The organism is Orenia metallireducens (genome assembly GCF_003001995.1).
GTDB classification, from domain to species: Bacteria; Bacillota; Halanaerobiia; order Halobacteroidales; family Halobacteroidaceae; genus Orenia; species Orenia metallireducens_B.
The window spans coordinates 110105-125907 of sequence record NZ_PVNB01000007.1; the positions used below are offsets into that span (position 1 = coordinate 110105).

General features: G+C 34.3%; 13 protein-coding genes. All 13 read right to left on the reverse strand.

Annotated features, from left to right (window positions below):
• Positions 1 to 197: 197 nt before the first annotated feature.
• Positions 198 to 1445, reverse strand: coding sequence for a M20 family metallo-hydrolase (locus tag BX659_RS06985; protein WP_097017286.1), 1248 nt, complete (start codon positions 1443 to 1445; stop codon positions 198 to 200).
• Between the two features lie 18 nt (positions 1446 to 1463).
• On the reverse strand, positions 1464 to 2417 hold the full coding sequence (locus BX659_RS06990; RefSeq protein WP_097017287.1) for a 2-hydroxyacid dehydrogenase: 954 nt from the start codon (positions 2415 to 2417) through the stop codon (positions 1464 to 1466).
• A 14-nt stretch (positions 2418 to 2431) separates the two neighbouring features.
• Positions 2432 to 3787 (reverse strand): dihydropyrimidinase, encoded by a 1356-nt coding sequence (gene hydA, locus BX659_RS06995; RefSeq protein ID WP_097017288.1) that lies wholly within the window; start codon positions 3785 to 3787, stop codon positions 2432 to 2434.
• Positions 3788 to 3857: 70 nt separating this feature from the next.
• Positions 3858 to 4901: an ABC transporter substrate-binding protein gene (locus tag BX659_RS07000; protein WP_097017289.1), complete on the reverse strand. Its 1044-nt coding sequence runs from the start codon at positions 4899 to 4901 to the stop codon at positions 3858 to 3860.
• Between the two features lie 28 nt (positions 4902 to 4929).
• A complete protein-coding gene (locus tag BX659_RS07005) occupies positions 4930 to 5790 on the reverse strand; it encodes an ABC transporter permease (RefSeq protein WP_097017290.1) in 861 nt (286 codons plus the stop codon).
• 16 nt (positions 5791 to 5806) lie between these two features.
• Positions 5807 to 6565, reverse strand: coding sequence for an ABC transporter ATP-binding protein (locus tag BX659_RS07010; protein WP_097017291.1), 759 nt, complete (start codon positions 6563 to 6565; stop codon positions 5807 to 5809).
• 32 nt (positions 6566 to 6597) lie between these two features.
• Positions 6598 to 7362 (reverse strand): (S)-ureidoglycine aminohydrolase, encoded by a 765-nt coding sequence (gene allE / locus BX659_RS07015; RefSeq protein WP_097017292.1) that lies wholly within the window; start codon positions 7360 to 7362, stop codon positions 6598 to 6600.
• Positions 7363 to 7377: 15 nt separating this feature from the next.
• On the reverse strand, positions 7378 to 8625 hold the full coding sequence (locus BX659_RS07020) for a M20 family metallo-hydrolase (protein WP_097017293.1): 1248 nt from the start codon (positions 8623 to 8625) through the stop codon (positions 7378 to 7380).
• 109 nt (positions 8626 to 8734) lie between these two features.
• Positions 8735 to 9781 (reverse strand): ABC transporter substrate-binding protein, encoded by a 1047-nt coding sequence (locus BX659_RS07025; protein ID WP_097017294.1) that lies wholly within the window; start codon positions 9779 to 9781, stop codon positions 8735 to 8737.
• A gap of 29 nt (positions 9782 to 9810) precedes the next feature.
• Complete coding sequence (locus BX659_RS07030) at positions 9811 to 10686, reverse strand: ABC transporter permease (RefSeq protein WP_097017295.1); 876 nt, start codon at positions 10684 to 10686, stop codon at positions 9811 to 9813.
• A 280-nt stretch (positions 10687 to 10966) separates the two neighbouring features.
• A complete protein-coding gene (locus tag BX659_RS07035) occupies positions 10967 to 12559 on the reverse strand; it encodes a PucR family transcriptional regulator (protein ID WP_097017296.1) in 1593 nt (530 codons plus the stop codon).
• A 175-nt stretch (positions 12560 to 12734) separates the two neighbouring features.
• On the reverse strand, positions 12735 to 14576 hold the full coding sequence (gene asnB, locus BX659_RS07040; protein WP_097017297.1) for an asparagine synthase (glutamine-hydrolyzing): 1842 nt from the start codon (positions 14574 to 14576) through the stop codon (positions 12735 to 12737).
• Positions 14577 to 15000: 424 nt separating this feature from the next.
• Positions 15001 to 15729, reverse strand: a complete 729-nt coding sequence (nagB, locus tag BX659_RS07045; protein WP_097017298.1) for a glucosamine-6-phosphate deaminase — start codon at positions 15727 to 15729, stop codon at positions 15001 to 15003.
• Between the last annotated feature and the right edge of the window lie 74 nt (positions 15730 to 15803).

The following is a 15803-nucleotide window of genomic DNA, read 5'->3' on the forward strand; positions in this document are numbered from 1 at the left end:
CCTGACTTTAAATAATTCAAATCTTTTAATTTTTAGTCGGCTCTTAGTCAGAACTTAGTCTGTGTCAAATTGCTCTTGAGTTTTGATTAATAAAAGTTATCCAAAACCTCTAAAAAAGCATAGTTTCCTTAATAAGAACAAAAATCTATACCTATAGATTAATCTATAGGTATAGATTTTGAATTCAGCTTTTTTTATTATTCATTGGCAAGTTTTAATAATGTATCAGCTAAGATATCTGTACCTCTTGCAATATCAGAATAATCGCTCCATTCCTTAGGACTATGACTTATTCCATCTTTACTAGGTACAAAGATCATTGCTATAGGAGCAAACTTCCCAACCATCATCGAATCATGAAATGCTCCACTTATCATTTTATGAAAACGTATTTCCTTATTAGTACAGCTTTCTTCTAAGATCTTTATAATCTTTTGATCTGAAGGTGTAGGTTGGTCATCATTAATCTTTTCTACCTTTATAGTTAGACCTCTATCTTCTTCTACCTCTTCAATAAATTTCATTAAGTTATCTATACATTCACTTTTAACCTCATAATCACTATCTCGGATATCAATTGAAAAATAAACTTCACCTGAGATAACATTAGAAGCATTAGGTAATACTTCTACTCTTCCTACTGTAGCCACAGTATCTTTACTTGCTGATTCTTTGGCAAGCCTTTCAGCCTCCAGGGCAATCTCACAGCAAGCTAAAAAGGCATCATGCCTTAAGTTCATTGGTGTACCACCTGCATGAGACTGCTTTCCTGCTATTGACACTTCAAAACTTGATGGGCCTGCAATACTCTCTACTATTCCTATCGGCACTTCTAAAGATTCCAAAACAGCTCCCTGCTCAATATGAAGCTCCACAGCAGCAAAGACACCACCTTGCTTAACAGGAATTTGATCAAACTCGGCTAAATCATATCCCAAACTCTCTAAAACCTCTGTTAAAGAGTTTCCTTCTTCATCCTTCAACTCTTTTGCCTTATCAAGGGATAGTTCGCCAGCCATAGCCCTACTGCCAAGGCACCCCAAGCCAAATCTAGTCGGTTCTTCTGAAGTATAGACTAATACTTCTATATTTCGTTTATGCTTTTGACCAAATTCTTTAATAAGCCTTGCAGCTTCAATACCAGCTACTACTCCTGCCATACCATCAAATTTTCCTGCATTAATAACTGTATCAATATGAGAACCAGTCCATACAACAGGTAAACTAGGATCAGATCCTTCTAAGGTAGCAAAAATATTTCCTATAGCATCCTCTCTAACACTAAGTCCAACTTTAGCCATCTCTTCTTTAATATAATTTCGTGCCTTGAGTTCAGGTTCAGTAAATAATATTCTCGTTGTACCATCTTTAGGATCAGAATTAAATTTATCCAACCCTTCAATCATCTCTTGTATATTTGATTTTAATGCCCTTTTAAGTGCCATTTAAACTACCTCCCTACATTAGCTAATTAAGTTTTGAGGTTCCCCTTTAAGCCATTGATCAATATTGCCAAATACTATTTCTGCACGAGTATATAAAGCTTCCTCAGTGGCAAATGCTACATGGGGAGCTAATACTGTATTCTTAGCTTCTACAAGAGGGTGAGTAGTTGCTATAGGAGGTTCTATCTCAAATACATCGATTCCAGCCCCTGCAAGCTTTCCTTGATTTAATGCCTCTGCTAATGCTGTATTATCTACAATTGGACCTCTTGCTGTATTAATTAAGATCGCAGATGGTTTTAAAAGAGAAATCTTATCTTTATCAATTAAATTCTCAGTACTTCCATTAAGAGGTAGATGCAATGATACAATATCACTCTCTTTTAATAGAGTATCTAGCTCAACATATTCTACACCTAGCTCTTTGGCTTCATCTTTTTCAGTTCTACTATAGGCTAACAATTCACAACCAAAGGCTTTAGCTATTCCAGCAACCTTTAATCCAATCTCTCCAGTTCCAATGATTCCAAACTTCTTTCCATATAATTCTGAACCTAATAATCCAGCCCTTGTTCCTTCATTTCTTGTTACTTTATCACAAGTTACAATCTTACGAAGAACTGCTATCGCAAGTCCAAAAGCAAGCTCAGCTACTGCATTAGTTGAGTAACCCGCTGAGTTACAGACATCAACTCCTCTCTCTTTACAAATATCTAAATCAATATGGTCAACACCTGTAAAGGCAACAGATATCATCTTTAAATTAGGACAATGTTCAATGACCTCTTTTCTAAATGGTAAATTTGTTAAAATAACAATATCAGCATCTTTCGCTCTACTGATTAACTCCTCTGTATCCTCAGTTCTTGTATCATAATAAACAAAATCACATCCATGTTGATCTAAGGTTTTTGAAATCATCTCTACCTTTTCTTGACTAATTCCTAATGGTTCTATTACAACAATCTTCATAATTAATCCCCCTTTTATTTTCTATTGATATATATACCTTTTCCTTTTTGACCTACGAACTTTCCCTGATCATAAATAATTTTTCCTCTAAGTACTGTAGTTTCAACTTTACCCTTTAATTCCAAACCTGCAAAAGGTGAGTATCCACTCTTCATCTTCAAATAATCCTTATCTATTACTTGTTTTGTATCAGGATTGAATATCACAAAATCTGCATCATAACCAACCTTTACTTCCCCTTTATTATTTAGATTAAATATTTGAGCAGGATTATAACTTAATACTTCTACCATCTTATTAATTGATATTTTCCCACTGGCAACCCCTTTAGAGTAGATCAAAGGAAGTAAGGTCTGGATACCCGGAATACCAGGTGCAATTGTAGTAAAATTATTTTTACCTACAGCTTTTTGTTCTGGCGTGTAGGGGCAATGGTCTGTTGAAATAATCTTAATTGCCCCTGCTTTTATCGCCTTCCATAACGCATCTTGATCCTTCTTCTCCCTTAAAGGCGGACTCATAACTTTTAAATAAGCATCATCACTTTCAAACTCTTCTTTATCAAGCAGTAAATAATGAGGACAAGTCTCTGCTATAACATCTACTCCTCGTTGCTGTGCCTCTTCTATTTTGCTTAATGCTTTACTACTTGTTAAGTGGAAGATATAGACAGGACAATCTATATCCTCAGCAAAAGTAATGGCTCTGTTAGTTGCTTCAAGTTCAGCAATCTCTGGTCTGCTCTTATAATAGTGTTCTAATGTTGTAAACCCTTCTTCTTTTAAATTTTCAGTAGCATTAACACATATATCTTCATTCTCTGCATGAACACCGACCAGAGCACCATATTTTCTGCTTTCTTCCATTAACTTAATTAAATCATAATCACTTACCATTAGATTTGAATTTTCAAAAGCCATAAAAACTTTTATACTCTTTATCCCCATATTGACAAGCTCTGGAATCTCTGCAATCGTCCTCTCATTCACATCTGTAAAGGCAATGTGAAATCCATAATCAATATACATCTTCTCTTTGGCTGACACCATCTTTTCACTAACAGATTCCAGAGGTGATTTACCTTTTTGTTGAATCACAAAGGTTAAAATAGAAGTAGTCCCACCAACAGCAGCTGCATATGTAGCATCAGAAAAATCATCACAGGTTAAATTATCACCAGATAGTTGCTCGATATGGGTATGAACATCTATTACACCAGGTAATAGAAATTTACCACTAGCATCGATCTCTTTAGACGCCATCCCATCTATCTTTCCGATTTTAACAACCTTACCATTTCTTACTCCAACATCCAATACTTCAGTTACCTCCTTGCTAACAACCTTGGCATTTCTGATAACCAAATCCATCTTTATTCCTCCTAGACTTCTAATCGCTTTGTTTGATTAGAAGATTTATATTAGAGAATAAATAAAACCACTATTTTAAATCAACTTTTACAAGGTCTTTATCAACCTCTTTTAAAAGACTAAAGTCTACAAAATCTAGAACCTGTGGAATTTTTGAGATATTATCCATCTCTTTCATAAAAGTAGCCATCTCTGTTATACCATCGACAAAATCACTATCAACTTGTAAAGAATAAATATTTCTACTCATAATACCTAGTAGTTCTTCTTTCTCTATATTCAATTCTTCTGATAAAATAGCTGCTGCTTCTTCTCTATTATTATTAATATAGTCTGTAGCTTTTACAAGAGCCCTTAAGAAGGCTTTAAGGGTTTCTGGATATTTTAACATATCATTAGTAACCTGTAATGTTGTATGGAAATTCAAGTAATTAACATCACCTTTATTTTCAGGCAAGTAAGAATTTAGACCACTGAACAAGATTTTTCCATCTAAAGCAATAGCTTTACTTACCCATGGTTCCCAACAAGCCATTAAATCAATATCCCCTTTTTCCAAAGCTATTATCTGATCTGCTGGTTGAAGTTTAACAAATCTAAAACTATTAATATCAACGCCTAGCTCATCAGCCATCTTTCTAATGGCTATCAATACTCCAGAGCCTGGTGCCATCCCAATTTTTAGTCCCTCTAAATCCTGTGCTGAATTAATATCAAGTCCCGAACTTGCAACTACTGCTTGAGTTCCACCTATATTGGCCATTGGTGCAATCAAAGTCATAGGAATATTATTCGAAGCAAGAGAGATATCTGTATATGTTGATTCAAAGCTGACTTGAGCACTCCCTCCTGCAACCATTGGGCCAATTTCAGTACCTGATTGTTGCAACTTATTTGTTACCTCTAAGCCCTCTTCTTTAAAGAAACCCATCTTTTTAGCAATAATCTGTTGTGCAGATATCTGGGGATCGATAACCCCCCAGGCTGTAATCTCTTTAACTTCTAATCCCCCCTGTTCAGTAGAATTAGATACTTCTTTCTGCCCACACCCAGCCAATAAAGCCACCATGGCCATGCAGAATATCAAAACCATTAAATTAAATTCCCTTCTCATTATTCTCTCCTCCTATTTCTTATAAACCTTATTCTACTGCATCCTTCAACCCATCACTCTTCCATTTAAATAATACTCTTTCAATTAGGGTAATTAACTTAAAGAAGACGGTATATTCAATCCCAATCAGTGCTGCTGCAAGCATCATATTAGACAACCTAAACCAATTTCTAGCATCGACTATAATATAACCCAAACCACTATCTGCTCCCATCATTTCAGCAATAACAAGGGCTGAAAAGCTCAATGCCAAACTTACTTTCATACCAATAAAAATATTTGGCAGTGCTCCTTTGAAAATTACTTTCGTAAAGACTTGAAACTGATTTGCACCAAGACTTAATGCCGACCTAATTAATACAGGATTTATATTCTTAATACCATCTACTGTGTAAGTCAGTATTGGAAAGAATGTAGCATATGCAATTAATAGTATCTTAGGAAATTCGCCAACTCCAAACCAAACAATAAACAGTGGCAAGAATGCAAAGGCTGGAATTGGACCAATTAAATTTAAGACTGGCTGAATTAAAGCTTCAAGTATCTGAAAGTGGCTTAATATAACCCCCATAAAGACAGCCACAACAGTTCCTAATCCAAAACCTATAATTATCCTTATTAAACTAACTATAAGATGCTTTGCTAGTACCCCTTTTAGATACATATGATAAGCTGTTTGAATCACCATAACTGGCGAAGGTAATAAAATAGGATTAAAGAGTTCAATACTTTGATTAGTAGAGCTGATAAGTTGCCAGATTATAAAAAAAGCAACAATTGATACAAATCTTAAAATTCTATATATGCCATCCCTATTTTGACTGACCTTCTCTCTTAATCTATCCCTAAAAATTACCTCATTATTAGCTTCCATAACCTCTACCTCCATCATCCCCCTCCTCTCATTATTTACTAACTTCTAAAAGTTCTTGTTCAGTAAATCTATCTTTGAACATTTGAACATAATCTATAAATCTTTGGTCTTTGGTATCACGGGGTCTCTCAATCTCTATCCTAACATCCATCCCTACTTTACCTTCTTCTAACAGTATTACTCTATCTGCTAAATAGACAGCTTCAGAGACACTATGAGTAATGAAAATTATGGTCTTTTTAGTCTTTTCCCAAATTTTTAGCAATTCAAGCCTCATCTTCTCCCTAGTTAGTGCATCTAATGCCCCTAAGGGCTCATCCATCAATAGTAATTTAGGATTAGTTGCAAGGGCTCGGGCAATACCAACACGTTGCTGCATACCTCCTGATAAACTGCTTGGGTAATGATCTTCATAGCCATTTAGACCAACCATATCAATAAGTCTAATAGCTATCTTATCTGCATTCTTATCTTTATTAAGCTTTGGTCCAAAGGCTATATTTTCAGTTACTGTATACCAAGGAAATAAAGCATGATCCTGAAAGACAACCCCTATCTCAGCAGAAGGTTTTTGAACTAGCTTTCCCGAAACATAGATTTCACCCTTAGTCGGCTTAATAAAACCAGCAAGTAAATTTAACAAGGTTGATTTTCCACAACCACTCTTTCCAAGAATACATATAAATTCATTATCCCCCACTTCAAAATTGATATTATCCAAAACATAATTACGATCAATATTCTGATTTTCATAAGACTTATATAAGTTTTTAACAAGAACATTCTTCATCTAAATCACCTCCATTTTTTATGAGCTAATAATTATAATTTAGCATCTCTATTACAACCTTTAGAATAGATATAAGTAAAATTTTCTCTTCCTACCCCATAAGCTCCCTGAGAGACATAAGGTCCAAACCAAATATAATCTTCTTTTTTGATCGGCATCCATTCATTATCAAGCAGATAGACACCTTCCCCTTCCAACACATAGGCTCCATGCTCTTGGACATGGGTCTCTACAAAGGGATGACACCCTCCTGGAGCAAAGGATAAGATATGCATATTCATATCAAATCCTAAATCAGTTGGTAGTAAATCTTTGATATATACATTCTCCATCTCATCATAAATTCTATATTCGATTTTATTTACATCACCATATACAACTCTTGGCTCTACTCCAGCAAGGGGAGTATATAGTTGCTTATACAATAATAAATTCAAAACTTCTTCTGAAGTATTTTTAAACTCAACTCCTTTCCCTGGCGGAGAATAAAGATAGTTTCCCTCCGAAAACCTCTTTTCTTCTCCATCAACTATTACTTCACCACAACCATCTATACAATAGATAAATGTTTCTACCTCCTCCTCTGCTCCAAACTTTTTAATCGTTTTTCCTCTAGGTTGTGCCTGTACTATATATTGCACAAAGCTAGCTCCCATTTCAGGAGATGCTACTATACTAATCTTACACCCCTCTATCCCAGGAATTACATTATTCACAAGTCCCTTTGGCGGAATCACCGCATATAATCCTGGTTTTATTACTGCTCTAGTCTCTAAAATATCATTAGGATATCCCATCAAAAATCCTCCATTCTAATTTTTATTTAAATCTAAAAGCAATTGATAAACAACATCAACAGCCTTGGCAAAATATCTATAATCAGTCCACTCCTCTTTACAGTGGCTTCTTCCACCTTGACTTGGGACAAATAGCATCGCTGTATCTACATATTTAGCCATAAACAAAGAATCATGACCAGCACCACTATTAATTTTTTGATAATTATAGCCTTTTGCTTCACAGACTTCTGACATAGCTTTAATTAAACTCTTATCAAGGTCAACAGGATACTCTGATAATTTACACTCTATCGAATACTCAGTATCATATTCTTTAGATAAATCAGTAAGTCGTTGTTCTACCTTATTCGCAATCCTTTCAATTGCCCCATTGTCTCTAGAACGGATATCGAGACTGAATTGAACCTTTTTGGGAACAATATTGATAACATTAGGATAATTTTTTATAAATCCAACTGTAGCAACAGTCCCATTTCCTTCACTTCTTGCTAGATCACCGACACCACTAATCATCCTAGAAGCTACCTCCATTGCATCAACTCTCATATCCATTGGTGTAGTACCAACATGATCTGCTCTACCATCAATCTCAATTATATATCTCTGCATCCCTACAATACCTTCAACTACCCCTATATCTTTTCTATTATTCTCAAGTACAGGCCCTTGTTCTACATGAATCTCAATAAATGATTTTATAGTCTTAGCTTCTCTAGACATACCTTTTAAACTTTCGGGGTTAAGACCATATTCATCCATTGCTTGATAGATAGATATACCATCTTCATCCTTATATTTATGCAAATCAACTAAGTCAATCCCACCTAACATCGCCTTAGAACCAAAAAAACCATTTCCAAACCTTGCTCCTTCTTCATCATTTAGCCCTATTATCTCTAAAGGATATTTGAGTTTTATATTATTCTCTTTGACCAGACGTGCTATTTCTAATCCACAGATAACTCCAGCGATACCATCAAAATTACCACCATTTTTAACTGAATCATAATGGGAGCCAATAATTATAGCTGCTTTATTATCATCTACACCATCAATTCTACCTTTTATAGAACCAGCATAATCTTCAACAGTTTCTAAGCCTATTTTTTTCATTTCATTATTAATGTAATTCACAGTCTTTCTAGCTTCTAAAGAAAATGCCAACCTCGTTATCCCTTCACCTGGGGTAGCTGTAAAGCTTGCTATCTTCTCTAAATGTTCTTTAACTTTTAATCCAATCTTCTTTAAATCCATCTCCATTTTGTATCCCCCCCAGTCATCTTATTTTACCTTAGCTTACTTTCAAAAGTTAGCACCATAATATCTAATGTTAAGTATTATGATACTTCAATAAATAATAAGTCACTATTTATTGGCTAACTGTAACCAATGATGAATCGACTTTTTCTAAAGGAGTTGGAAAACCATAGTCATAGAAATCTGGAACAGCTTTGATATTATTCATACCCTTCATAAACTCGGCCATTGTATTTGAACCTTCTATAAACTGCTCATCAAATTCCATAGAATAGCTATTTTTACCCATAATTCTCTTAGTGTCTTCCTTAGAAATATTAATCTCTTCAGCTATAATTTCAGCAGCTTGATCAGGATTTTGATTTATAAAATCTGTCGCCTTACTTAAAGCCTTTAGCAACTTAACTGTTGCCTCAGGGTGTTCTTCATAAAATTCATCAGTCACTTGCACTGTCATGTAGAAATCAATCCAATGGACTGCTCCTTGCTTTTCTGGTAAATTTGCTTCTGTACCACTAAATAAGACTCTTCCACCTGCATCTACAGCCTTACCAACCCAAGGCTCCCAAATAGCTATTGCATCAACGTCACCCCTAGTAAAAGCTGCAAGTTGATCAGAGGGTTGCATATTTATAAATTCAATCTTATCTATATCTACCCCTAATTCTTCACACATATTTCTAATAGCAATTAAGACACCTGCACCAGAAGTCATAGCAATCTTCTTACTTTCTAAATCTTTTGCAGATTCTAACTCAATATCACCACGTATTACAACAGCTTGAGTTCCTCCAGCATTGGCAAGAGGAGCTAACACCTTAACCTCTACATTATTAGCAGCTACAGCTATATTATTATAAACTGAGCCAAAAGCCACTTCTGCCACACCATTTGCAACAAGCGGTGCATTCTTGTCAGGACCAGTCATAAGATGATTCTCAACATTTAGACCCTCTTCTTCAAAATATCCCATCTTTTCAGCAATAATCTGTTGAGCTGATACTTGTGGGTCAAGTTCACCATATGCTTGAATTGTTATGATATTTTCTCCAGACTCTAGCACCTCTTCATTTGTGCTTGAACAACCTGCCATCAACAAACTCAAAGTAAGAATAGAACTAAGCAACAATATAATTCCTTTACCTTTAATTTTTCTCATTTTTTATCCCCCTCATATTTAATATAATTTTAACGTTCTACAGCATCCTTCATTCCATCCTTTTTCCACTTAAATAATACACTTTCAATCTCTAGTAAAATGTAATTAAAGACAGTATACAACAAACCAATTATTGTTACAGCCATAAACATATCCCCCATTTTAAACCAATTTCTTGCATATACTATAATAAACCCAAGACCTTCATTAGCTCCCATCATTTCAGCAACTACTAGTGCTGAAAAAGTTAGAGCTAAACTAACTCGCATACCGACAAAAATATTAGGTAGTGCTGATTTAAAGATAACCTTTGTAAATATCTGATACTCACTAGCTCCCAAACTCATCGCACTGCGAATCCAGTTCGAGTTGACACCTCTAATACCATCAACTGTATAAGTAAGCTGGGGCATAAAAGTGGCATAGGCGATTAAAGATATCTTTGATATTTCTCCAATACCAAACCAGATAATAAAGATAGGTAAAAAAGCATATACTGGAATCGGTCCTATCAAGCTTAAAATCGGATTTGTCATATCATCAATTAGCTTGGAACGACAAGTTAAAATCCCTAGTACAATTGCTAGTAAAGTACCTAGTACAAACCCTAATAATGCTCTTCTCACACTTACATAAACTTGATAAATTAAATTTCCGTTTATAATGTAATCTACAGTTGTCTTATAAACTGACATTGGAGAAGGTAAAAAAGTTGGATTAAACCATTGAAATTCTCCATTAAGCTTATAAATCAGCTGCCATATTACAAAGAATAAAACCAAAGAAAATAATTGAGTACATTTACTCTTATTTAATTTACTCAACTTGCTTTTTATTGATATAATCCTCATACTTTTCTCTGATTCATTAACATATTGCCCATTTTCAAATACATTTTCTCTCATATTCTTTCCTCCTTTTATAAATCAAGTTACACCTACAGGGTTTAAATATCTTAATTTATCACAAATACTTGCCATCTAAGCCCTTTATTAAATATAAATTACTGTAACTTGTGTTTGACACCTCAACAAAAATTCAAGGTGATGTAAACTTCATGTAAATTTGATGTTATATTTATAATAACACATTTGTCTCCCCATGTCTTCGTCCTATGTGTATAAAATATAACTATTCCTTATGTCCATATCATACAAAGAAAAATTAATAGTCATTAAAAACAAACTATTGATTCAACCTCAATAACTTCAAGGAGAATACAACATTAAACTTGTGCTTTGGATCTTGTAAATCAAAATCCAATATTTCAGAAATTCTTTTGAACCTATATTTCATTGTATTATAATGGATAAATAACTCTTTAGCAGCCTCTCTCATATTCCAATCATTTCTCACCATAGACTTTAAAGTATTTAGCAACTCAGTATCATTCTCTTTATCATACTCAATCAAATTCAATAGATAGGAATTATAAAATTCTTTCGCAGAATTACTTTGAGAAATCTCTTTTAACAACCCATATACACCTAATTCATCATAAAAAGAAGTCACATCATCTCCATATATCATCCTACCTAACTCTATAGCCTTTTGGGCTTCTATATAGCTTTTGTGTATATCCATTATTGAAGATTTATAGCTTCCAACACCTATAGAAATAGTATGTTCAATATCTTTTTTTACCTCCCTTCTTAATTTATCAGTAATAGAGTTTATTTCCACCATAGCCTCTTCCTTAGATGAATGCCCAATCAAAAAAACTATACTATCACCGAAAGTAGCATATTTAACATCCGCAAAGGAACTCTTTATCATCTTCTTTGTCTTTAGAAAAATTGTACGTTTTACTTCTCTTATTTTTCGATCTAAATTCTTTTCTGCTTCTAGATACTTATTCCTGAAATCATCAACATCAATAACCATTGTAACCAAACCATCATTAAACTCCCACTCATATAAACTCGCTCTCTTTTTTACCTCTTCTAAAGATTTAATACTATTAAAGAGTAAATCTTGTATAAACTGATCTCTGTACTTAGTCTCTATCTGATAACTGGATATCTTCTTTTGAATATCTAGCTTCAACACTGTCATAGCATGCTCTAAAGCAATTTCATTATATTCCATATCCTTTTTTTCTACTTCATTATCAGCCTTAATTAGATAACCATAAATCTTCTCATCAACTTCAATAGTGTAATAGCTATACCTCTCTAAAACCTCCTTTAAAGAAAGAGAGCTAAGCTTCTCTTTAAATCTATCTGAAGATATTTGAAAATAAACCTCATCAAAATATATATCATAAAAGGCTATATCTTCATTAATAAAATTGCTTAAAGTATCTATAATCTGCTGAGTATCCCCATTGTTAATTACCAATTTGGTAAAAGACTTATGAATTTGTTCAGAAAAAAACAATTTTGTGGCCTGTTCATTAACAATCTCTAATAATATCGGACTTATAATTTTAGCAAAGGTATAATTAAAGGGTATAGATATAATCGGAAAATTCAATTTATCTGCTACTTCTATAACCTCAATAGGTAATTCGTCTATAAATCTTTTTAACTTAATAAGCAATCCCGAAGCCCCCTGCTTGTCCATCTTAATGATTATATCTTTTAACATATTTGGTTCATCCTTTACTATATATCCAGTTGTAGCAAATATCTCTCCTCCCCTTATCCAATTATAGACATCAGGAGCATCTATTACATTTACCGCAGAAATAATTCTATCCAATCCACCTTTCCCCGCTAACACCTCTAAACCATCAAAATCAGAAATTTTTAACATTTCTTTCACTGTAAGAGCCATTTCATCCCCTCCTTTTAAGTAATTAACTCAATTCAAGAACCAGCAAAAGCTTTGAATAATAGTTTTATGTAAACTATATGTTAGATTTATGTTAATTATATTGTTCTAAGAATATTCTGTCAAGCATCATTCTAAACTTGGCAAATAAAAAACTCCCGAAAAGGGAGCTTTTTAACTAGCTAATTTTTATATTATAATCCTCTAACCAGACATTGACCTGAATCAGATAAGCAAATAATTGGGGCAGTCTCATCAACTGACCAAACCATGGAATATCAAAATCACCATCACTTTGAGCTAATTTTCTAATATAATCTACATCAATCAGGTCAAGAATTGGTGAATTATTATCATTAATAATCTCCAATAACCAATCTCTAGTCGCAGCAAAATAAGCTGGGTCAAAGGTTTTTGGATATGGGTTTTTCGGTCTGAGCCTAACATCCTCAGGTAAGATACCCTTTAGTGCTTCACGTAAAACTCCTTTTCTTCTACCACCAACATTCTTCATCTCCCAAGGGATATTCCAGACATATTCCACCAACCTATGGTCACAGAAAGGAACTCGAACCTCTAATCCAGTATACATGCTCATTCTATCCTTGCGATCAAGTAAGGTCGGCATCCAACGGGTCAAATTCAAATAAAACATCTCTCTCATTCTCTCTTCAACCCTACTCTCCCCAGTCAAGCGAGGAACCTCTGCTAAAGCCTCTTGATAACGGCTCTTCATATACTCTTGGGGACTAATTCTATCTATCAAATCAGCAGATAATATCCTAACTCTATCATCTAGCTTTCTTGACCAAGGGAAGGTGTTAGCCTCTAAAGCATCTTGGTCATGGTACCATGGATATCCACCAAAGATCTCGTCGGCACACTCTCCAGAAACCCCTACAGTAAAGTTCTTCTTAATCTCTTTACAGAAGAGATACAAAGAAACATCTATATCAGCCATCCCTGGTAGATCACGGGCATAGACCCCATCCCTTAACGCCTCTACCAGCTTATCATTACTCAGCCTGATATAATGATGAGTCGTTCCTAAATAATCACTCATCTTCTTAACCCAAACATCATCGGGATCTGGTTGGAAATCATTAGCTTCAAAATTTTCCTCATTACCTTCATAATCTACCGAATAAGTATCGATATTCCCTTTACCTTCTCTGATAAAAGCCCTACTAGCAACAGAACTAATTGCACTAGAGTCCAATCCTCCCGACAGCAAAGTACAGACAGGAACATCAGAGACCAACTGCCTCTCTACAGTATCTATAAATAACTCTCTAACTCTAGCTATAGTAGTCTCCAAATCATCTTCATGAGGCTTGCTCTCCAACTCCCAGTATTGCTCCGTTTTAACTCCATAACGGTTGACTACCAGCGAATAACCAGGCTTTAACTCCTTAATTCCCTTAATTACTCCATGGCCTGGAGTTCTTCCTGGACCTATAGTAAAGATTTCTGACAATCCTTCCTCATCAAGTTCAGCCTCTACCTCAGGGTGAGCTAAGAGCCCCTTCAACTCTGATGCAAATAAGAATCCATTCTTCTGCTCAGTATAAAAAAGTGGTTTAACACCTATCCTATCTCTAGCCAAAAACAACCTTTTTCTAGCTTTATCCCAAATAGCAAAGGCATAGATACCATTAAGCCGCTTAACACATTCACTGCCCCACTCTATGTAAGAAGTTAATAATACTTCCGTATCAGAGTGCCCTCCAAAAGAATGACCTGCCGCTTGTAAATCTCTTCTTAAATCTTCGGTATTATATAATTCACCATTATAGACTAGAACATATTGATTGTTCTGATACTTTTTAATCATCGGCTGCTTTCCACCCTCTGGATCGACAACAATCAACCTTCTATGGGCTAAAGCTACATTTTCTGAGCTCCATTCTCCTCTTTCATCAGGACCACGCCTCTGTTGACAATCAGCCATCATCCCAGCAATTGCTTGCTCTTTTCTCAAATCACGTTCCCAATTTAACCATCCTGCAATTCCACACATACAGATACTCTCCTCCTTTATATCTTCTTTATCAATCCAATCTTAATATTATGCTAGCCAATTTAATAAAATTACTAAGTAAGAAAATACTTAACGTCAAATTAACACATTACAATTCTCCTCTCGACTTTACAGTATATCTTATGTATGAAATTGATTTTCGTTCTCATTTTTTAATTTCTAATTTGGCTACTATATATCATCTATATACTTCCTATTCTAATTAAATTTCAATATTAATAGAAAAATTAGGAACAATCAAAGTAATCTTCAAATCTCTGTTATCACCAAAAATATGGAGATAAAATAATAATCAACCTGTTATTTTCTTAGGATTAAATACAAATTTCTAATATAATATTGAAAATAGGTAAAGGGAGATATAAAATCTCCCTTTACCTATAAAAAATATATTAATTATCAATTATTTAATTAACTTAGCAGCTGCTTTATCTACTACAATAGTAACATCTGGATGTAATTGTAATAGAGAAGATGGAACCTCAGTAGTAATTTTACCATTGATAGTATTTTTAATAGCCTCTGCCTTGTTCTCACCACTAGCCAATAATAATATCTTCTTAGAACCCATTATAGAGCTCATCCCCATTGAAACTGCTTGTTTGGGCACCTCTTCTTTAGAGTTAAAAAAGCGGCTATTAGCCTCAATTGTCTCTTCCGCCAAATCAACAATATGAGTTCCAGTTTTCAACTTATTGTCTGGCTCATTAAATCCAATATGTCCATTAGTCCCTATTCCTAAGACCTGTAAATCAATCCCACCTGCCCTTTCAATCTTCTTATCATATTTTAGGCAAAACTCCTGTAATTTATCTTCAGCTTCTATTGGAATATTAATATGTTCTTCTTTAAAATTGACATGATTAAATAAATTATTAAACATATAAGATGTATAACTCTGTTGATGGTTGGCATCTAAACCTATATACTCATCCAAATTAAAACTAATGACCTCACTAAAATCAATCAAATCTCTTTTATAGAGTTGGACTAAATTTCTGTACATTCCTTCAGGAGTTGAACCTGTAGCAAGCCCCAATACTGAATTTGGCTTCAAAATAACCTGACTTGATACTATACTTGCAGCTTTAGTGCTTAACTCCTCATAACTCTCTACAATATGAACTCTCATAAACTCACCTCTTATTTAATCTTAATTTTGTGACCAAAAAACTTTAGCCACTCTATATGGCTGTTTATAAAAAA